At 74.6% G+C, this 17,331-nt stretch carries 18 protein-coding genes and 1 pseudogene; 8 read left to right on the forward strand and 11 right to left on the reverse strand.

Going from position 1 to position 17,331, the window contains the following annotated elements; all coding sequences use genetic code 11:
* Positions 1-699: glycosyltransferase family 9 protein (locus JZ5iCDA_RS18820; protein WP_436967397.1), on the forward strand; the 699-nt coding region annotated here is incomplete at its 5' end.
* 72 nt (positions 700-771) lie between these two features.
* Positions 772-1,650: an alpha/beta fold hydrolase gene (locus JZ5iCDA_RS09060; protein WP_069386876.1), complete on the forward strand. Its 879-nt coding sequence runs from the start codon at positions 772-774 to the stop codon at positions 1,648-1,650.
* 57 nt (positions 1,651-1,707) lie between these two features.
* Here JZ5iCDA_RS09060 and JZ5iCDA_RS09065 read toward each other — a convergent pair whose 3' ends face one another.
* Together JZ5iCDA_RS09065 and JZ5iCDA_RS09070 are read right to left on the reverse strand one after the other, a co-directional pair.
* Positions 1,708-2,640 carry an aldo/keto reductase gene (locus JZ5iCDA_RS09065; protein ID WP_069386877.1) on the reverse strand — a complete coding sequence of 311 codons (933 nt, stop codon included), beginning with the start codon at positions 2,638-2,640 and terminating at the stop codon, positions 1,708-1,710.
* Positions 2,641-2,677: 37 nt separating this feature from the next.
* A complete protein-coding gene (locus JZ5iCDA_RS09070; protein ID WP_069386878.1) occupies positions 2,678-3,538 on the reverse strand; it encodes an aldo/keto reductase in 861 nt (286 codons plus the stop codon).
* A gap of 144 nt (positions 3,539-3,682) precedes the next feature.
* On the opposite strand from JZ5iCDA_RS09070, the gene JZ5iCDA_RS09075 reads away from it, so the two are divergent.
* Both JZ5iCDA_RS09075 and JZ5iCDA_RS09080 read left to right on the forward strand, forming a co-directional pair.
* Positions 3,683-4,600 (forward strand): LysR family transcriptional regulator, encoded by a 918-nt coding sequence (locus JZ5iCDA_RS09075; RefSeq protein WP_069386879.1) that lies wholly within the window; start codon positions 3,683-3,685, stop codon positions 4,598-4,600.
* Positions 4,597-5,856 (forward strand): MFS transporter, encoded by a 1,260-nt coding sequence (locus tag JZ5iCDA_RS09080; protein ID WP_069386888.1) that lies wholly within the window; start codon positions 4,597-4,599, stop codon positions 5,854-5,856. The genes JZ5iCDA_RS09075 and JZ5iCDA_RS09080 overlap by 4 nt, the downstream gene beginning before the upstream one ends.
* Positions 5,857-5,886: 30 nt before the next feature.
* On the opposite strand, the gene JZ5iCDA_RS09085 is transcribed toward JZ5iCDA_RS09080, so the two are convergent.
* Positions 5,887-6,264 carry a TraR/DksA family transcriptional regulator gene (locus JZ5iCDA_RS09085; protein ID WP_069386880.1) on the reverse strand — a complete coding sequence of 126 codons (378 nt, stop codon included), beginning with the start codon at positions 6,262-6,264 and terminating at the stop codon, positions 5,887-5,889.
* 46 nt (positions 6,265-6,310) lie between these two features.
* On the reverse strand, positions 6,311-6,529 hold the full coding sequence (locus JZ5iCDA_RS19380; protein WP_069386881.1) for an SCO4848 family membrane protein: 219 nt from the start codon (positions 6,527-6,529) through the stop codon (positions 6,311-6,313).
* Positions 6,530-6,549: 20 nt separating this feature from the next.
* On the opposite strand from JZ5iCDA_RS19380, the pseudogene JZ5iCDA_RS19385 reads away from it, so the two are divergent.
* Positions 6,550-6,768: pseudogene (locus tag JZ5iCDA_RS19385) on the forward strand (hypothetical protein); the annotation flags it as partial.
* A gap of 120 nt (positions 6,769-6,888) precedes the next feature.
* Here the strand turns inward: JZ5iCDA_RS19385 and JZ5iCDA_RS09095 are convergent.
* Both JZ5iCDA_RS09095 and JZ5iCDA_RS09100 read right to left on the reverse strand, forming a co-directional pair.
* Positions 6,889-7,998 (reverse strand): acyl-CoA desaturase, encoded by a 1,110-nt coding sequence (locus tag JZ5iCDA_RS09095; RefSeq protein ID WP_069386882.1) that lies wholly within the window; start codon positions 7,996-7,998, stop codon positions 6,889-6,891.
* Positions 7,999-8,165: 167 nt separating this feature from the next.
* Positions 8,166-9,119, reverse strand: coding sequence for a helix-turn-helix domain-containing protein (locus tag JZ5iCDA_RS09100; protein WP_069386883.1), 954 nt, complete (start codon positions 9,117-9,119; stop codon positions 8,166-8,168).
* Positions 9,120-9,211: 92 nt separating this feature from the next.
* On the opposite strand from JZ5iCDA_RS09100, the gene JZ5iCDA_RS09105 reads away from it, so the two are divergent.
* Positions 9,212-9,565, forward strand: a complete 354-nt coding sequence (locus tag JZ5iCDA_RS09105) for a hypothetical protein (protein ID WP_069386884.1) — start codon at positions 9,212-9,214, stop codon at positions 9,563-9,565.
* Positions 9,566-9,626: 61 nt separating this feature from the next.
* Here the strand turns inward: JZ5iCDA_RS09105 and mqo are convergent, their stop codons facing one another.
* A complete protein-coding gene (mqo, locus tag JZ5iCDA_RS09110) occupies positions 9,627-11,135 on the reverse strand; it encodes a malate dehydrogenase (quinone) (RefSeq protein ID WP_083259841.1) in 1,509 nt (502 codons plus the stop codon).
* An 89-nt stretch (positions 11,136-11,224) separates the two neighbouring features.
* Positions 11,225-11,905 (reverse strand): pyridoxine/pyridoxamine 5'-phosphate oxidase, encoded by a 681-nt coding sequence (locus tag JZ5iCDA_RS09115; RefSeq protein WP_069386885.1) that lies wholly within the window; start codon positions 11,903-11,905, stop codon positions 11,225-11,227.
* Positions 11,906-11,953: 48 nt separating this feature from the next.
* On the opposite strand from JZ5iCDA_RS09115, the gene JZ5iCDA_RS09120 reads away from it, so the two are divergent.
* On the forward strand, positions 11,954-13,363 hold the full coding sequence (locus JZ5iCDA_RS09120; protein ID WP_083259842.1) for an MFS transporter: 1,410 nt from the start codon (positions 11,954-11,956) through the stop codon (positions 13,361-13,363).
* Positions 13,364-13,386: 23 nt separating this feature from the next.
* Here JZ5iCDA_RS09120 and JZ5iCDA_RS09125 read toward each other — a convergent pair whose 3' ends face one another.
* The 3 genes from JZ5iCDA_RS09125 to JZ5iCDA_RS09135 all read right to left on the reverse strand — a co-directional run bounded on the left by JZ5iCDA_RS09125 (position 13,387) and on the right by JZ5iCDA_RS09135 (position 16,037).
* Positions 13,387-14,565: an aminopeptidase P family protein gene (locus tag JZ5iCDA_RS09125; RefSeq protein ID WP_069386890.1), complete on the reverse strand. Its 1,179-nt coding sequence runs from the start codon at positions 14,563-14,565 to the stop codon at positions 13,387-13,389.
* An 81-nt stretch (positions 14,566-14,646) separates the two neighbouring features.
* The gene (locus JZ5iCDA_RS09130) at positions 14,647-15,582 is read right to left on the reverse strand and encodes an NADP-dependent oxidoreductase (protein ID WP_069386886.1); all 936 of its coding nucleotides are present in this window, start codon (positions 15,580-15,582) and stop codon (positions 14,647-14,649) included.
* 50 nt (positions 15,583-15,632) lie between these two features.
* A complete protein-coding gene (locus JZ5iCDA_RS09135; RefSeq protein ID WP_069386887.1) occupies positions 15,633-16,037 on the reverse strand; it encodes a VOC family protein in 405 nt (134 codons plus the stop codon).
* A 219-nt stretch (positions 16,038-16,256) separates the two neighbouring features.
* Between JZ5iCDA_RS09135 and JZ5iCDA_RS09140 the strand changes: the two genes are divergently transcribed.
* Positions 16,257-17,331: AAA family ATPase (locus tag JZ5iCDA_RS09140; protein ID WP_139123040.1), on the forward strand; the 1,075-nt coding region annotated here is incomplete at its 3' end.

A 17,331-nucleotide genomic window follows, 5' to 3' on the forward strand; every position in this document is an offset into this window, starting at 1 on the left:
GCCGGTGCGGCCGAGCGCGGCGGGCAGGTCGACGTGCTGGCGTCGTCCGCCGGGCGCGCGGCCGCCGGGTTGCTGCCGGGCGTGCGCGACGTGCTCGTGTTCGACGCCCCGTGGTCCGGGTACGCGCCGCCGCCGCTCGACCGCGCCGAGGTGCTCGGGCTCGTCGAGACGCTCGCCGCGCGCCGCTACGCGTCCGCGGTGATCTTCACGTCGTTCCACCAGAGCCCGCTGCCCATGGCCCTGCTCGCGCGGCTCGCCGGGATCGGGCACGTCGCCGGCACGAGCGAGGACTACCCCGGGTCGCTGCTCGACGTGCGCCACCGCCGCCCCGACGGCCTGCACGAGGTCGAGGCCGCGCTCGACCTCGCGCGCGCCGCCGGGTATCCCGTCCCCACCGGGGACGACGGGCGTGCTGACGACCGGATGCGCGTGCGCGAGCCGCTGCCCGACGTGCGCGGCCTCGTCCCTGCCGCGCCGTACGTCGTCGTGCACCCGGGCGCGTCCGTGCCCGCGCGGGCGCCGTCGCCCGACCACGCGGCGGTCGGTCCGAGGACGCGGACCCGGGCCACCGAGCGGCCGCCCGACGGATCGCTCGGGCGGGCGACGCCGTGCTCGACGCCCGGACCGTCGGACGACCCGTCCGCCCGTCCGCCGTCCCGCCTCTCGGCCCGCCTCACGCCCCGCACGCCGTCAGCCTAGGGCCGGGCACTGATCGGCTGCTGATCCGCGTTGTCGAGGCTGGGGGCGTCCCCCGACGGAAGGAAGACCCCGATGGCACTCACGATCCCCGGCTTCGAGACCCGGCGCGTCCCGGTCGCCGACGGCGTCACGCTCCACGCGGCAGTCGGCGGCGCCGGCGACCCCGTCGTCCTGCTCCACGGCTTCCCGCAGACGCACCTCATGTGGCGGCACGTCGCCGCCGACCTTGCGCGCGACCACACCGTGATCTGCCCGGACCTGCGCGGCTACGGCGCGAGCGACAAGCCCGCCGCGACCGCCCCGGCGACGTACGCCAAGCGCACGATGGGCGCCGACGTCGTCGCGCTCGCGCGCGAGCTCGGGTTCGAGCGGTTCGCGCTCGCCGGGCACGACCGCGGCGCGCTCGTCGCGTTCCGGACGGCGCTCGACCACCCGCGGGCGGTCACGCACCTCGCGACGCTCGACGTCCTGCCGACGCTCGACATGTGGGAGATCCTGCACGGCGCCGACGCGCGGGTCGCGTGGCACCTGTACCTCATGGCCCAGCCCCAGGGCCTGCCGGAGGCGATGATCGCCGCGACGGCGGACGCGTTCTTCGCGTCGTTCCTCGACGGCTGGACGGGCCGCCCGGACGCGATCCCGGCCGAGGCGCGCGCCGAGTACCTGCGCGCGTCGCGCGAGGCCGTGCCGTCGATCGTGGCGGACTACCGGGCCTCCGCCGGGATCGACCTCGAGCACGACCGCGACGACCGCGCCCGTGGGCGCACCCTCGACATGCCGACGCTCGTGATCCAGCAGGACTGGGGCGCGCAGCTGGGCTACGACGCCGCCGGGCTGTGGGGCGCCTGGGCGACGGACCTCGTGCACCGGACGCTCGCCGTCGGGCACTTCATGGCCGAGGAGTCGCCGGACGTCGTGGTGCCCGAGCTCCGCGGGCTCCTCGCCCGCTGAGCGCGCCGCGGGCCTCGGCACCCGGGGCGCCGAGGTCCGCGACGCGTCGTCGTCACGTCAGGGGACCGTGTGCCCTGCCGCGCGGAACAGCTCGTACCACTCCGCGCGCGTGAGCGGCACGTCCGAGCCCTGCGCGGCGCCGGCGACGCGCTCGGGCGTCGTCGTGCCGAGGACGACCTGCATCCGGGCCGGGTGCCGCGTGACCCACGCGGTCGCGATCGCGATCGGCGGGACGTCGTACCGCGCGGCCAGGCGGTCGATGACCGCGTTGAGCTCGGGGTATTCGGGCGAGCCGAGGAACGTCCCCGTGAAGAAGCCCGCCTGGAAGGGCGACCACGCCTGGACGGTGATGTCGTGCAGGCGGCAGTAGTCGAGCGTGCCGGCGTCGCGGCTGACCGACTGGTCGAGCGCCGCCATGTTCGACGCGACGCCCTGCGCGACGAGCGGGGCGTGCGTGATCGAGAGCTGCAGCTGGTTCGCCACGATCGGCTGCTCGACGTAGCGGCGCAGCAGCTCGATCTGCCCGGGCGTGTGGTTGGAGACGCCGAACGCCCGCACCTTGCCCGCGGCGTGCAGGTCGGAGAACGCGCGCGCCACCTCCTCCGGCTCGACGAGCGCGTCGGGACGGTGCAGGAGCAGCACGTCGAGGTGGTCGGTGCGCAGCGCCTCGAGCGAGCCGTGCACGGACTCCACGAGATGGTCGTAGGAGAAGTCGAAGTACGGCCCGTCGGGGACGATGCCGGCCTTGGACTGGATCACCCACTCGTCGCGCTCGGCGGGGGACAGGGCCATCGCCTCGGCGAAGCGGCGCTCGCAGCCGTGCAGGTCGTCGCCGTAGACGTCGGCGTGGTCGAGGAACGTGATCCCCGCGTCGCGCGCGGTGCGCACGAGCGTGCGGACCTCGTCGTCGGTCTTGTCCTGGATGCGCATGAGCCCGAGCACGACGTCCGGGACGACGAGGTCCGTGCCGGGCAGGGTGAAGGTCTTCACGGGGACTCCTGGTGGAGGTCGGGGTGGAGGAGCCGGGTCAGGCCGCCGAGAGCCGAGCGACCTCGTCGTCGGTGAGGACGAGGTCGGCCGCGCCGGCCGAGTCGCGGATGCTCGCGGGGCGCGACGCGCCCGGGATGGGGATCACGACGGGCGCGAGCGCGAGCTGCCACGCGAGGGTCACCTGGTAGACGCTCACGCCGTGCGCGTCCGCGACCTCCTGGAAGGCGGCGTGGGTGCTGCCGAGCTCCCCGGCGTTCGCGATGCCGCCCAGCGGGCTCCACGGGAGGAACGCGACGCCGAGCGCCGCGCAGTGCTCGAGCTCGCCCTGGCTCGAGCGGAACCGCGGCGAGAACTGGTTCTGCACGGAGACGAGGCGCCCGCCGAGCACCTCGTGCGCGAGGTCGATCTGCGCGACGTCCGCGTTCGAGATCCCCGCCATCCGGATCACGCCCTCGTCGAGGAGCTCGGCGAGCGCGCCGACGGAGTCCGCGTACGGCACCTCCGGGTCCGGGCGGTGGAACTGGTAGAGGCCGATCGCGTCGACGCCGAGCCGCTGGGCCGACGCCTTCGCCGCCTGCTTGAGGTATGCCGGGTCGCCGTTCTTCGTCCACGTGCCGTCGCCGGGACGCAGGTGGCCGCCCTTGGTGGCGACGAGGACGTCGGAGGTGTCGCCGCCGTACGAGCGCAGGGCGCGCGCGATGAGCTCCTCGTTGTGGCCCACCTCGTCGGCGTGCAGGTGATAGGCGTCGGCCGTGTCGATCAGGGTGACGCCGGCCTCGAGCGCGGCGTGGATCGTCGCGACCGACCGCTCCTCGTCGGGGCGGCCCTCGATCGACATCGGCATGCCGCCGAGGCCGATCGCCGACACGGTCTGCTGGCCGAGCGTGCGCTGCTGCATGGAGGTTCCTCTCGGGTCGAGGGGCACGACGCGGTGCCGTGCCGGAGGGCGGGGCCCTCGGGGTGGCGCTGTCGCGAGCCTAGGAACGGTTAACCTAGAAGTCCAACGACTAGCAGTTGTGCTATCCAGAAGTGCGAGCGATCAATGGACCTGCGTCAGATGGAGTACCTCGTCGCGCTCGCGGACGCCCGGCAGTTCACGCGGGCCGCCGCCCTCAGCGGCGTCTCGCAGTCCGGGCTGTCCGCGGCGATCCGCGGGCTCGAGGAGGAGCTCGGTGCGAGCCTGTTCACGCGCACCACGCGCCGCGTCGAGCCGACGGAGGCGGGGCTCGCCCTGCTGCCCCACGCCCGTGCCATGCTCGCGCAGGCCGCCGCCGCTCGCGACGCGGTGGTGCAGGCGACGCACCAGGTCTCGGGGTCCCTGCGCGTCGGGTCCGAGCAGTGCCTCGGCGTCGTCGACGTCGCGACGCTCCTCGAGCGCTTCCACCGCCGCCACCCCCTCGTCGAGATCCACTTCGTGCAGGCCGGCTCGCACGAGCTCCTGTCGCGCGTGCGCGACGGCGAGCTGGACGTGGCGTTCGTCGCCACGACGGACGGCCTCGGGTCCCTGTCCCAGACCGTGCTCGGCAGCGAGCCGCTCGTCCTGCTGTGCCCGCCGGAGCACCGCCTCGCCCAGCGTGGTCGGGTCGACTGGTCCGACCTCGTCGGGGAGGACTTCGTCGACTTCGACACCTCGTGGGGCGCCCGCCCCGTCAACGACGCGACGTGCGCGGCCCACGGCGCGCACCGGCGCGTGCGGTTCACGGTCAACGACGTGCACACGCTCCTCGAGCTCGTCGACCGCGGGCTGGGCGTCGCCCTCGTCCCGCAGCACGTGGCCGCGAAGCGGCAGGCCGCGCGCCTCGCCGCGGTCGCGCTGCCGGAGACGGGCGCGCCGAGCTGGGTCGTCTCGGTCGTGACCGGGCGCCGGGACCACGGCGCCTCGGCCGCGCCCCGGCTCCTCGAGCTGCTCGCCGACGCGCCCGCGTGCGGCGCCGAGCCCGTCCCGACGGCGACGCGGTGAGTCGGCCGCCGCGCGACGCGGACGCCGCGCCGCTCTTCCCCTTGCGCAGCGTCGTCCTCGGCGCCTTCGTCCCGACCCTCGTCCTCGAGACCGGCGTCGGCGCGATGCTGCCCGTCGTGGCGGTCACGGCGACCGGCCGCGGCGCGAGCCTGACGGTGGCCGGGCTCGTCACCGCGCTGCTCCCGCTGGGCAAGATCCTGTTCGACCTGCCGGCGGGCACGCTCGCGACCCGGCTCGGCGACCGCACCGCCATGCTCCTCGCGGGTGCCGTCGCCGTCGGCGCGTTCACGACCGTCGCCCTCACGGACCCGCTGTGGGGCCTCGCCGCGGGCGTGCTCGCGCTCGGCGCCTCGACGGCCGTCTTCAACCTCGCGCGCCAGGCGTACCTCACGGAGATCACGCCCCCGCTGCGGCGGGCGCGCGTGCTCTCCACGCTCGCCGGGGTGCACCGGATCGGCCTGTTCCTCGGCCCGTTCGCCGGGGCTGCGGTCATCGCGGCGTCGTCGGTGCGCGGCGCCTTCTGGTTCGGGGCCGGGGCCGCGCTCGTCGCGGTCGCGGTCATCGCCGTCGTGCCGCCCGAGCGCGACCTCGCGGTCGACGACGGGGAGCCTGCGACCCGAGGCGCCGTGCGCCCGCGCGTGCGCATCGTCGACGTCGCGCGCGACCACCGCCGGCTCTTCGGCACGCTCGGCGTCGCGATCCTGCTCATCGCCGCGGTGCGCGGCGCGCGGCAGACCGTGATCCCGCTGTGGGGCGAGCACCTCGGGCTCGACGCCGAGGTCACGTCGATCCTCTTCGGCGTCGCCGGCGCGCTCGACATGCTGCTGTTCTACCCGGCCGGCAAGGTCATGGACCGGTTCGGCCGGCTCTGGGTGGCGATCCCGTCGATGCTCACGATGGCCGTCGCGCTCGCGCTCGTGCCGCTCGCGCACTCCGTGCCCGCCGTCGCGGTCGTCGCCGCGCTGCTCGGCGTCGGCAACGGGATGGGGTCCGGCATCGTCATGACCCTCGGTGCCGACGTCGCGCCCGCCGAGGTGCGCCCGACGTTCCTCAGCGTGTGGCGGCTGTTCCAGGACACGGGCGACGCGCTCGGGCCGCTCGTGCTCTCCGCGGGCGCGGCGCTCGGCTCCCTCGCCGCGGGCATCTGGGCGGCGTCGGCGCTCGGCGCGGCGTCCGCGGGGGCGCTCGCCCGGTGGGTGCCGCGCTACTCGCCGCTCGCCGACCTCACCGGCCGGCTGTCGCGACGGCGGGCGTGACGTCGGTCGCGACGGTTCACCGGTGACCGCTCACCGGCGCGTCCGCGCCGCGCACGCGATGCACGTGCGCGCCGCCGGGCGGGCGAGCAGGCGCTCGTGAGGGATCGCCGCGCCGCAGCGCTCGCAGCGGCCGTAGTCGCCCGCCGCGATCCGTGCCAGAGCCGCGTCCACGTCGGCCAGGTGCTCGGTCGCGGCCGCGAGCAGGGCGGTCGTCTGCGAGCGCTCGAACGCGATCGTCGAGCCCTCCGGGTCGTGCTCGTCGTCGGTCGCCGTGTCGCGCGTCGACTCGACGATCGTCGTGAAGCTCCGGCTCAGGGACGCGATGGTGTCCGACGTCCGCTCGCGTTCGGCAGCGAGCAGCGCCCGGAGCTCGGCGAGGTCGGGGCGCTCCGCGTCGTCATGCGCCATCGTCGTCGTGCTCCGTCGTCGTCATGTCCCGTCCGCTCCTGCGTCGTCAGACGAGCGTCAGCACCCCGAGCACGCCGACGGCGACGCCGAGCACGAGCGAGACGCCGATGAGCACGGCGTGCACGGTGAGGAAGCGCGTCGCGCGGCCGTCGGCGTCGCGCGACCGCGGGTCCTTGGCGATGCGCTGCCAGAAGCGCGGCCAGATCAGCAGGTTCCAGAGGGCCGTGACGATCAGCAGGATCGACCAGGGGAGGGGGAGGTCCACGCTCCGAGCATGACAGGTCGGTGCGGAAGCGGCGTCGTCGCGGACGAGACCGGGCTGCCCGCGGTCGCGGGCATCTGCGAGTCCCTGCCGGTCGTGCGCGCGCAGACGGCGGACGGGGCGGCGTCGGGCGCGCACCACGCCGTGCCGGGGCGGCTCGCGCTCGAGACCGTGCGCGGGCCGACCTGCCGGCCGGTCCCGTCTACGCATACGCCGTGGGGGAGTCGTCCCTCGCGACGGGCGTGCGCCGCCACCTCGTCGACGACCGCGGCGTGCCCAGGGCGAACGTCGACCTCGTGGGTACTGGCGGCACGGGCACGCGGCGTCGCCCTGACGCGGGCGGCCTGTCCGTGGCCGCGGCGTCAGACCTTGCGGAGCTGGCGAAACATCGGGCAGTCGAACGGGTCGCGTGCCGACAGGCCCACCTGGTTGAGGTAGCGCACGACGATCGCGTACGACTGCGCAAGGCTCGTCTCGGTGTAGGGCAGCCCGAGGTTCGCGCAGTGCTCGCGCACGATCTCGCGCGCCCGCGCGAGGTGCGGTCGGGGCATGCTCGGGAAGAGGTGGTGCTCGATCTGGAAGTTCAGGCCGCCCATGAGGACGTTCATGAACCAGCCGCCGCGGATGTTGCGGGACGTGAGCACCTGCTTGGACAGGAAGTCGATCTTGCTGTCCTCGGGGATGACGGCCATGCCCTTGTGGTTGGGGGCGAAGGACGCGCCCATGTAGACGCCGAACACGGCGAGCTGCACGCCGAGGAACGCGAACGCCATGCCGAGCGGCAGGGCCCAGAAGACCACGGCGACGTAGGCGGCGAGGCGCACGGTGATGATCGCGAGCTCCGTGATCCGGGTCCGCAGGTCCGCCCGGACGCCGTTCCCGCTGAGCAGGCTGCGGTACGCCGTGACGTGCAGGTTGAGACCCTCGAGCGTGAGCAGGGGGAAGAACAGGTAGCCCTGGTAGCGGTTGATCACGGACTTGAAGCCGGTCGCGCGGGCCGCGTCCTCGTCGACGAAGACGACGACGTCCGGCTGGATGTCCGGGTCCTTGCCGCGGCGGTTCGGGTTCGCGTGGTGCCGCGTGTGCTTGTTCATCCACCAGGAGTAGCTGATCCCGACGACCGCGTTCGCGAGGATCTTCCCGACGCGGTCGTTGAGCGGTCCCGACGCGAACACCTGGCGGTGCGACGCCTCGTGCGCGACGAACGCGAACTGCGTGAGGATCAGCCCGAGCGCGCCGGCCATGAGGAGCTGGAACCAGGAGTCGCCGAGCAGGACGAACCCGGTCGCGACCCCGCCCAGCGCGAGGGTCAGCAGGCCGAGGGTCCACAGGTAGTAGCCCTGCGCGCGCTCGAGCAGACCCGCCTCGCGCACGGTGCGGGACAGCGCGCTGTAGGTGCTCGTGACGGCCGTCGCGTCGTCGGTACGGGGGCGGGTGGCCCGGAAACCCGGGCGTACTGCAGCAGAGGTCACAGGTCCTCGCAGTCGGTCGTGTCGACTTCCCAGCCGCGGAGATGAGCGGGCGCTCGTGGTGCAGATGTCCTCAGCCTACGGGACCGTAGGTTCCGGTGCGTCCTGGAGACGTGAAGGACCGACGGCGGGGTGACGGCGGGTTCGTCGCCGACCGGCTGTCGCGCGCGTCACGCCACGTGGCGGAACGTGGCCCGGAACTCGGTCGGCGTGACGCCCACCGCGCGCCGGAAGTGGTGGCGCAGCAGGGCGGCGGAGCCGAAGCCGCAGCGCCGGGCGACCTCCTCCAGGTCGAGCCGGGTCTCCTCGAGGAGCGTCTGCGCGTGCGCCACCCGCTGCGCGGTGAGCCAGGCGAGCGGCGTCGTGCCGGTCTGCGCCACGAACGTGCGGGCGAACGTGCGCTCGGACGTGAGGGCGCGTCGCGCGAGGTCGCGGACGGTCAGCGGCTCGTCGAGGTGCTCGGTCATCCAGTCGAGGAGCTCGGCGAACGAGTCCTCCTCCGCCGCGGGGACGGGGCGCTGGACGAACTGGCGCTGCCCGCCCTCGCGCTGCGGCGGCACGACCATGCGGCGCGCGATGACGTTCGCCACGCGCGAGCCGAGCTCGCGCCGTACGAGGTGCAGGCACGCGTCGATGCCGGCGGCGGTCCCGGCGCTCGTGATGACGTCGCCGTCGTCGACGAAGAGCACGTCCGGGTCGATGTCGAGGCTCGGGTGCCGGCGCTGCAGCTCCGCGGCGTGCATCCAGTGGGTCGTGACACGTCGTCCGTCGATCACGCCCGCCGCGGCGAGGACGAACACGCCCGAGCAGACGCTGAGCAGGGTCGCGCCGCGTGCCGACGCGCGGCGGACCGTGTCGAGCACGGGTTCCGGGTAGTGCGAGCCGATGCGGATGGCCGGCACGATCAGGAGGTCCGCGTCGTCCGCGGCGTCCAGGCCGTGCTCGGGGACGAGGCGTGCACCGACGGACGTGCGCACGGCCTCGCCCGCGACCGGGCCGCACACCCGGAAGTCGAAGCTCGGCACGCCGTCGTCGGTGCGGTCGAGGCCGAAGACCTCGCACACGACGCCGAACTCGAACGGGGCCAGGCCGTCGCTCACGACGGCCGCGACGGTGCGCAGCATGCTGTCGAGGCTAGGCCTGTTGGCAGGAAGTTGTCGAGGGGTGTCGGTGCTGCCACTGGTCGCGGGTGCGGGCCGGGACGAGGGTGGTCGGCATGGACATCATCTGGGGTGCGATCGGATTGCTCGCCGTCGTCGGTTCCACCACCGCCGCGCTCGCGGTGCGTCGTGCGGACCCGGCACGGCCGTGGTTCGCCGCGGGGTCCGACGGCGCGTGGTCGCGACGTCCGGAGGACCCGGAGCGGCTCCTCCTCGCGGACCGGGACGCGGCGCGTGCCGCCGTGGAGCTCGCCGTCGCGCGGGGTCGTGACGACGCCCGTGCGACTCCCGGAACGCCGGCCGGCGCCGGCGCGCCGTCGGGCGCCGTGACGCCGGAGGCGAAGGCTCCGGCGCCCTGCCCGGCGGACGCAGACGGCGGGCCGGGCGCGTGGGAGCCTCGAGCGGCGTAGGGATCTCGGGGAACGCGAGACGGCCCGGACCTCGGGGAGGTCCGGGCCGTCGTCGGGTCGGTCAGCGCGAGGTGACCGCGTCGAGGTCGGCGTCGCCGGCGAGGCTCTGCAGCTCCTCGGGCGCCATCGGCACCTGGCCGAGGCTCGGGATCATCGTCGCCAGCTGCGGGCGCCACGTCGCGAAGCGCTGCGGGAAGCAGCGCTCGAGCACGTCGATCATCGCCGGCACGGCGGTCGACGCACCCGGCGAGGCACCGAGCAGGCCCGCGATGGAGCCGTCGGCCGCCGCGATGACCTCGGTGCCGAACTCGAGGACGCCCTTGCCGTCCTTGTCTCTCTTGATGACCTGGACACGCTGGCCCGCGGTGATGGTCTCCCAGTCCTTCGGGTGCGCCGTCGGCATGAAGCCCTGGAGCGCCGTGAACTTGGTCTCGGGGCTCGCGAGGAGCTGCCCGACCAGGTACTGCGTGAGGTCGAGGTTCTTCAAACCCGCGCCGACCATCGAGCCGAGGTTGTGCGCGCGCAACGACGTGAACAGGCCCAGGTACTTGCCCTTCTTGAGGTACTTGGGGCTGAACCCGGCGTACGGGCCGAACATCAGGTAGCTCTTGCCGTCGACCACGCGCGTGTCGAGGTGCGGCACCGACATGGGCGGGGAGCCGACGTCGGCCTTGCCGTACACCTTGGCGTGGTGCTGCGCGACGAGCTGAGGGTCGTCGGTGCGCAGGAACTCGCCGCTGATCGGGAAGCCGCCGTAGCCCTTGGCCTCCGGGATCCCGGCCTTCTGCAGGAGCGGCAGGGCCCCTCCGCCGGCGCCGACGAAGACGAAGCGCGCCTCGACGGTCGAGCGCCGCTTCGGGGCGTTCCACGACCGGTCCTTGACCGTCAGGCGCCAGCGGCCGTCCTTGGTGCGACGCAGGTTCTTGACCTCGTGCTCGAGGAACAGCTGGGTGCCGTTCGCGACGAGGTGGTCGACGAGCTGCTCGGTGAGGGCGCCGAAGTCGACGTCGGTGCCGCTCGTCGCGCGCGTGGCGGCGACCGGCTCGTCGCCGTCGCGCTCGGCGATGAGCAGCGGCGCCCACTCGGCGACGACCGCCGGGTCGTCGGAGAACTCGAGCTCGCCGAACAGCGGGTGCTTGCGCAGCGTCTCGAAGCGGCGGCGCAGGTAGTCGACGTTCTCCGCGCCGCGCACGAACGTCATGTGCGGCGTGCGCGAGAGGAAGGTCGCGGGCTGCGGCAGCGCGCCCGTGGTGAGCAGGTGGTTCCAGAACTCGCGCGACATCTCGAACTGCTCGTTGATCTTCACCGCCTTGGTGATGTCGATCGAGCCGTCCGCCTTCTCAGGCGTGTAGTTGAGCTCGCACAGGGCGGCGTGGCCCGTCCCGGCGTTGTTCCAGGGGTTCGACGACTCCTGCGCGACGGCGTCCAGGCGCTCGTAGACGCGGACGGTCCAGGAGGGCTCCAGGACGTTGATGAGAGCGCCCAGGGTGGCGCTCATGATGCCGCCACCGATGAGGGCTACGTCGATCTGGTCTGCGGTGCTTGCGGGGTTGCTCGCTCGACTCGACACCCCACGATTCTACGTCTTGTGAAAGAGTGCACTAAGTGTGCCGTGCGTCACGGGCGTGGGTCACACTCTCGCGGGACGAAGGTCCCGTGTCACGGCCACAGCAGCTGTCGCGACCAGCCCGGACCCGCGCTGCCGGCGTCGTAGCGCAGCCGGGCCTGGCCTCCCGAGGGGGTCGACGCCCAGAACTCCACGCTCGTGGCCTCGAGCGCGTACGCCGTCCAGGTGTCCAGCACGACGTCGGGCTCGGCCCGCACGCGCGCGAGCGCCGCGTCCCACGCCTCGCGGGACGCGTCCGCCGACGCGAGCGGGGCGCTCTGCGTCCCGGCGAGCGCCGTCGCGCGCGACTGCTCGGAGCGCGCGCGGAAGTCGTCGGCCGACACCTGCGGCCCCAGCGGCACGACCGGGCCGCGCACGCGCACCTGGCGGCTGCGCTCGCGCCACAGGAACGTGAGCGCGGCGTTCGGGTTCTCGGCGATCGCCAGGCCCTTGGGCGAGTCGGACCGCGTCGCGAACACCCAGCCGCCGGGGCCGACGTCCTTGAGCAGGAGCGTGCGCGCGTCGACGCGGCCGCCCGCGTCGGCGGTCGAGAGCGTCGCCGCGTGCGGCGCCGGCACGCCGGCGTCGATCGCGTCCTCCAGCCACGCGACGAACAGGTCGACGGGATCATCGGGTGCGCCGGCGACGTCCAGCCCTGGCCGGTCGTCGCCGAGCACGGGCAGGGCGCGCAGCCGCTCGCGCAGCGTCGCGGGCCGGTCGGTCGGGTGCGTCATGCCGTCTCCCTCGTGGTCGTGCGCGGCTCGTCGTCGTACTGTGATCGCGTGACGGTGCCGCAGCGCGTGCTCGTGGTCGCGATCCTCGCCTCGTTCGTGTCGTTCCTCGACGGGTCCGTGGTCAACGTCGCGCTGCCGGCGATCTCCGACGAGCTCACGACGGGGCCCGTGATGGGCCTCGCCCTGCAGCAGTGGGTCGTCGACGCGTACATGATCACGCTCGGTGCCCTGATCCTGCTCGCGGGCTCGCTGTCGGACGTGCACGGGCGCCGGCGCGTCATGGGCGTCGGCCTCGTGGGGTTCGCGGTGACGTCGGTCGCCTGCGCGGTCGCCCCCGACGGGCTGTTCCTCGTCGTCGCACGGCTGCTCCAGGGAGTGGCGGGCGCGCTGCTCGTGCCGAGCTCGCTCGCGATGATCATCTCCACGTTCGACGGTGAGCGGCAGTCGCGCGCGATCGGGGCGTGGACCGCGTGGACGAGCACGGCGTCGATCGTCGGGCCGCTGCTCGGCGGCGTGCTCGTCGACGCGATCTCGTGGCGGTGGGTGTTCTGGATCAACGTCCTGCCCGTCGCGGTGACGCTCTGGCTGCTGCGGGGGATCCCGCGCTCCGCCGCGGAGGAGGACGGCGCCGTCGCGGGGCGGCGGATCGACGTGCTCGGCGCCGTGCTCGCCGCCGTGGGCCTCGCCGGCACCGTGTTCGCCCTCATCGAGCAGGGCCGCTACGGCTGGGGCAGCCCGCTCGTGTGGGGGACGTTCGCCGTCGGGGCGGTGTGCCTCGTCGCGTTCGTCCTGTGGGAGCGCCGCGCGCCCGACCCGATGCTCCCGCCGCGCCTGTTCACCGTGCGCAACTTCGCGTGGGGCAACCTCGCGACCGCGGCGATCTACGGCGCGCTGTACTTCGGCGGGTTCGTCGTCACGCTCTTCCTCCAGCAGGTCGGCGGGTACAGCGCGACGGCCGCGGGCCTCGCGCAGATCCCCATCACGATCCTGCTGCTCCTGCTCTCCACGCGCTTCGGGGCGCTGTCGGGCCGGTACGGCCCGCGGATCTTCATGACGGCCGGGCCGGTCGTCGGCGGCGCGGGCTACCTGCTCCTGCTCACGACGACCGAGGAGGCCGTCTACGTCACCCAGGTGCTGCCGGGCCTCACGCTCTTCGGCCTCGGGCTCGCGATGACCGTCGCACCGCTGACGTCCGCGATCCTCGGGTCCATCCCGGCCACGGACGCCGGCATCGGCTCGGCCGTGAACAACGCCGTCTCGCGCGTCGCGGGGCTCGTCGTCATCGCGTTCGCGGGCGTCATCGTCGGGGGAGTGCTCGACCTCGGCGGCTTCCACCGCTCGCTGCTCGTCACCGCCGCGCTCCTCGTCCTCGGCGGCGTCCTCAGCTGGGTCGGCATCCGCGACGAGCGCGTGCGGACCGACGCGCCCGGTGCCTCGGAGGCGCAGGCGACGACCTGACGCGACGACCCCACGTCCGACGGTCAGCCGACCACCTGCAGCGCGCGCGTCGAGCCGTTGAGGCGGCGTGCGCCGTCGGGCACGTCCGGGGGGAACGCGGCGACGATGTCCTCGATCCGCACGCCGAAGCGCCCGGGCAGGTAGACGCCCGGCTCGACCGAGAAGCACATGCCCGGCTCGATCGGCCGGTCCTCGCCCTCGACCATGTACGGCGGTTCGTGCGTCGTCGTCCCGATGCCGTGGCCGGTGCGGTGCACGAAGTGCTCGCCGTGGCCGGCGTCGGCGATGACGGCGCGGGCGGCGCGGTCGACGTCCTGGCACGTCGCGCCGGGCCGGACGGCGTCGACGCCCGCCTGCTGCGCGCGCCGGACCAGCTCGTAGACCTCCCGCTGCTCGGCGAGGAGCGCGTCGTCGCTCCCGCCGTCCACGAGCACGGTGCGGCTCGTGTCTGACCCGTACCCGGCGCGGAGCCCGCCGAAGTCGAGCACCACGAGGTCGCCGGGCTCGATGACCCGGTCGCCCGCCTCGTGGTGCGGGTCCGCGCCGTTCGGCCCGGAGCACACGAGCGTGAAGTCGACCTGCTCGTGCCCGTGGTCGCGCAGGAACCGGTCGAGGTCGGCCGCGACGTCCCTCTCGCGGCGCCCGGCGAACGGCACCTGCAGCACGTCGGCGAACGCGGCGTCGGCGGCGGCGCCCGCGGCGGCGAGACGCTCGACCTCCGCGGCGTCCTTGACCGCCCGGAGCATGGGCAGCGCGTCGGTGAACGCGACGAGCCGGGACGCGGGCCGCGCGCGCTGCAGCCCGAGCACGTGCAGCGCCCACGTCGAGTCCGAGACGGCGTACGCGCCGTCCGCGTCGAGCAGGCGCGCCGCCGTCGCGTGCTCGTCCTCGCCGTCGCGCCACGCGACGACCTCGAGCCCGTCCGTGCCCGCGCCGCGCAGGAGGTCGCCGCGCTCGAGGAGCGGCACGACCACGGCCGACCGCCCGGCGTCGGCGGCCGGGATCGCCAGCAGCGTCAGGCGCTCGGTGACCGCCGTCGGCGTGTAGCCGGTGAAGTACGCGAGGTCCGGCCCGGGCGCCACGAGGAGGCCGGCCAGCCCGGCGTCGCGCGCCTGTGCCGCGGCCCGGGTGCGACGCTCCGCGTAGACGTCGGCCTCGAAGGCGGCGCTCGCGGACGCCGTCGTGCTGTCGTCGCTGCTCATGCCCACCAGCGTCCCACCGATGGGCCGGGGGCATCGACCTGCATCGACCGGCATCGACCGGCGGTGGGACGCCGCGGGTCGTCAGACCCGGACGACGACCTTGCCGCGCACGTGGCCGGACGCGCTGAGCTCGTGCGCCGCGGCCGTGTCGGCGAGGTCGAACACCTCGGCGACCTCCGGCCGCAGCTCGCCCGCGTCGCCGAGCCGGGCGAGCTCGGCGAGGTCGGCGGCGTCGGGGCGCACCCACACGTAGTGCCCGCCGAGCTCGTCGCGGGCCCGCGGGTCCGTGACGGAGGCGACCGTGCCGCCGTCGCGCAGGACGTCCGGGACGACGTCGAGCGCGTCGCCGCCCACGTAGTCGAGCACGACGTCGACGCCGTCGGGCGCGATCTCGCGCACCCGGCCGGCGAGCCCGTCGCCGTACGCGACCGGCTCGGCACCGAGCGACCGCAGGAACTCGTGGTTGCGCTCCGACGCGGTGCCGATCACGCGGGCGCCGAGAGCACGGGCGATCTGGACGGCGAACGACCCCACGCCGCCCGCGGCGGCCTGGACCAGCACCGTCTGCCCGGAGGCGACGCCCGCGCGACGGATCGTCTGGTACGCCGTCAGCCCGGCGAGCGGCACGGCCGCGGCCTCCTCGAACGACCACGCCGCGGGCTTGCGCGCGAGCGTCCGCACGGGCGCGGCGACGAGCTCGGCGAACGTCCCGCCGGAGACCGCCCCGCCGAGCACGTCCTTGCGCACGTACCCGAACACCTCGTCGCCCACCTGGAGCTCAGGGGTGTCGAGGCCGACCTGCTCGACGACGCCGGCGACGTCCCAGCCGGGCACGACCGGGAACACGGTGTCGATGATCCCGTCGAGGTGGCCCTGCCGCACCTTCCAGTCGACGGGGTTGACGCTCGTCGCGCGCACGCGCACGAGCACCGCGTCCGGCGCGACCTTGGGCGTGGGGAGCTCGGCGAGCCGCAGGACGTCGGGGCCGCCATACCGGGAGTAGGTGATCGCTCGCATGGGTCCGGATGATTCCACGCGCGACGTCCGCCGGCCTCTCGGCGCCCGAGTCAGCCCTCGAGCGCGCTCGCGTCCATGTGGAGCACCTCCCACTGGTGCCCGTCCGGGTCGGCGAAGCTGCGCGAGTACATGAAGCCCTCGTCCTGCGGCTCCTTGACCGGTGAGGCGCCCGCGGCGAAGGCGGCGTCCGCGAGGCGGTCGACGGCGGCGCGGCTCTCGGCGGTCAGCGCGTTGATGACCTCGGTGGTCGCGGTCGCGTCGGCGATCGCCTTGGTCGTGAACTGCTTGGCGAACGCCTCGGTGAGGAGCATGACGTAGATGCTGTCGCTGATGACGACGCACGACGCGTTCTCGTCGGTGAACTGCTCGTCGATCGAGTACCCGATCGCCGTGTAGAACGCCTTCGACGCGTCGAGGTCCTTGACGGGCAGGTTGACGAAGATCTGGGTGCTCATGGTGCCCCTTCCGGTGTGCGGTGCCGTCGCGCGCCGTGCGGCGCGGGCCCCGTGCGGTGATGTCGCGGGGTAGACGGGCGGGCCCGGCGCGACTCATCGGTGCGTCCCCGAGGCCGTCGAGGGGTGTCCCCGCGCAGGTCGTGGCCGGTACCCTCCGGCGCAGGCGCGGTCGACGGCGGGCCGCGTCCCGGCGCGCTCCCGGCGAGAGGGGCTGGCGACATGAGGGTCGGGCTGCTCGGACGGCACGACGAGCTCGCGCGGCTCCGCGAGGTGCTCGACGACGCGCGCGCGGGCTCGGGCGGCGCGCTGGTCGTGCGCGGGGAGCCGGGCATCGGCAAGACGGCGCTCCTGGACGAGATCACGCGGTCCCTCGACGGGGTGCGCCTCGTGCGCGCCGACGGGTACGAGGCGGAGTCGTCGATCGCGTACGCCGCGCTGCACCGCGTCGTCGCGCCGTGGCGCGACACGGTCGACGCGCTCGCCCCGGCGCACCGCCGGGCGCTGCGCACGGTCCTCGGGCTCGACGCCGGGTACGCGCCCGACCGCTTCGCCGTGGGGCTGGGCGTCCTCGAGCTCCTGGCGGCGGCGGGGCGCGACGGGCCGCTCGCCGTCGTCGTCGACGACGTGCACCGGCTCGACGCGGAGTCCGCCGCCGCGCTCGCGTTCGCCGCCCGCCGCCTGGACGCCGAGCCCGTCGCCGTGCTGCTTGCGTGCCGCGACGACCCCCGGCACGACGCCGTCGTCGCCGGCATCGCGGCGCTGCGCCTGCAGGGACTCGACGACGCGTCCGCCGCCCGTCTGCTCACCTCGTGCGTGCGCGAGCCGGTCGACCCGCTCGTCGTCGCGCGCGTGGTGCGGGCCACGGGCGGCAACCCGCTCGCGCTCGTCGACCTCGCGCACGACCTCACGGCGCGCGAGCTGCACGACTCCGGGCTCGCCGAGGAGCCCGTGCCGGTCGGGCGCCACCTCGAGGCGCACTACCTCGACCGGGTCCGCGGCGCCGCGACCGACGTGCGGACGTGGCTCCTCGTCGCCGCGGCGGACACGACGGGGAACCTCGAGGTCGTGGGGCGGGCGTGCGCGGAGCTCGGCGTGGACGCGCGCGCGGCCGAGGCGGCCGAGGACCTCGGGCTCGTGGAGCTGGGCCCGACGGCGCGCTTCCGCCACCCGCTCGTGCGCGCGGCCGCGTACGGGGCAGCGCGCGGCCGGGAACGGCGCAGGGTGCACGCGGCGCTGTCCCTCGCCGCGGACGCCGCCGGCACCCCCGAGCTCGCCGCGTGGCACGCGGCGCGCG

This window comes from Cellulosimicrobium cellulans (genome assembly GCF_001722485.1).
Lineage (GTDB): Bacteria > Actinomycetota > Actinomycetes > Actinomycetales > Cellulomonadaceae > Cellulosimicrobium > Cellulosimicrobium cellulans_A.

Excerpts from the sequence above, each read along its gene's own strand:
- JZ5iCDA_RS09115 (WP_069386885.1), bottom strand. The coding sequence starts at position 11,905 with ATGACGCACCCGACCGACCGGCCCGCGACGCTGCGCGAGCGGCTGCGC.
- JZ5iCDA_RS09130 (WP_069386886.1), bottom strand. The coding sequence starts at position 15,582 with ATGCGAGCGATCACCTACTCCCGGTATGGCGGCCCCGACGTCCTGCGG.
- JZ5iCDA_RS09125 (WP_069386890.1), bottom strand. The coding sequence starts at position 14,565 with ATGAGCAGCGACGACAGCACGACGGCGTCCGCGAGCGCCGCCTTCGAG.
- JZ5iCDA_RS09105 (WP_069386884.1), top strand. The coding sequence starts at position 9,212 with ATGGACATCATCTGGGGTGCGATCGGATTGCTCGCCGTCGTCGGTTCC.
- JZ5iCDA_RS09135 (WP_069386887.1), bottom strand. The coding sequence starts at position 16,037 with ATGAGCACCCAGATCTTCGTCAACCTGCCCGTCAAGGACCTCGACGCG.
- JZ5iCDA_RS09100 (WP_069386883.1), bottom strand. The coding sequence starts at position 9,119 with ATGCTGCGCACCGTCGCGGCCGTCGTGAGCGACGGCCTGGCCCCGTTC.
- JZ5iCDA_RS09085 (WP_069386880.1), bottom strand. The coding sequence starts at position 6,264 with ATGGCGCATGACGACGCGGAGCGCCCCGACCTCGCCGAGCTCCGGGCG.
- JZ5iCDA_RS09060 (WP_069386876.1), top strand. The coding sequence starts at position 772 with ATGGCACTCACGATCCCCGGCTTCGAGACCCGGCGCGTCCCGGTCGCC.
- JZ5iCDA_RS09075 (WP_069386879.1), top strand. The coding sequence starts at position 3,683 with ATGGACCTGCGTCAGATGGAGTACCTCGTCGCGCTCGCGGACGCCCGG.
- JZ5iCDA_RS09070 (WP_069386878.1), bottom strand. The coding sequence starts at position 3,538 with ATGCAGCAGCGCACGCTCGGCCAGCAGACCGTGTCGGCGATCGGCCTC.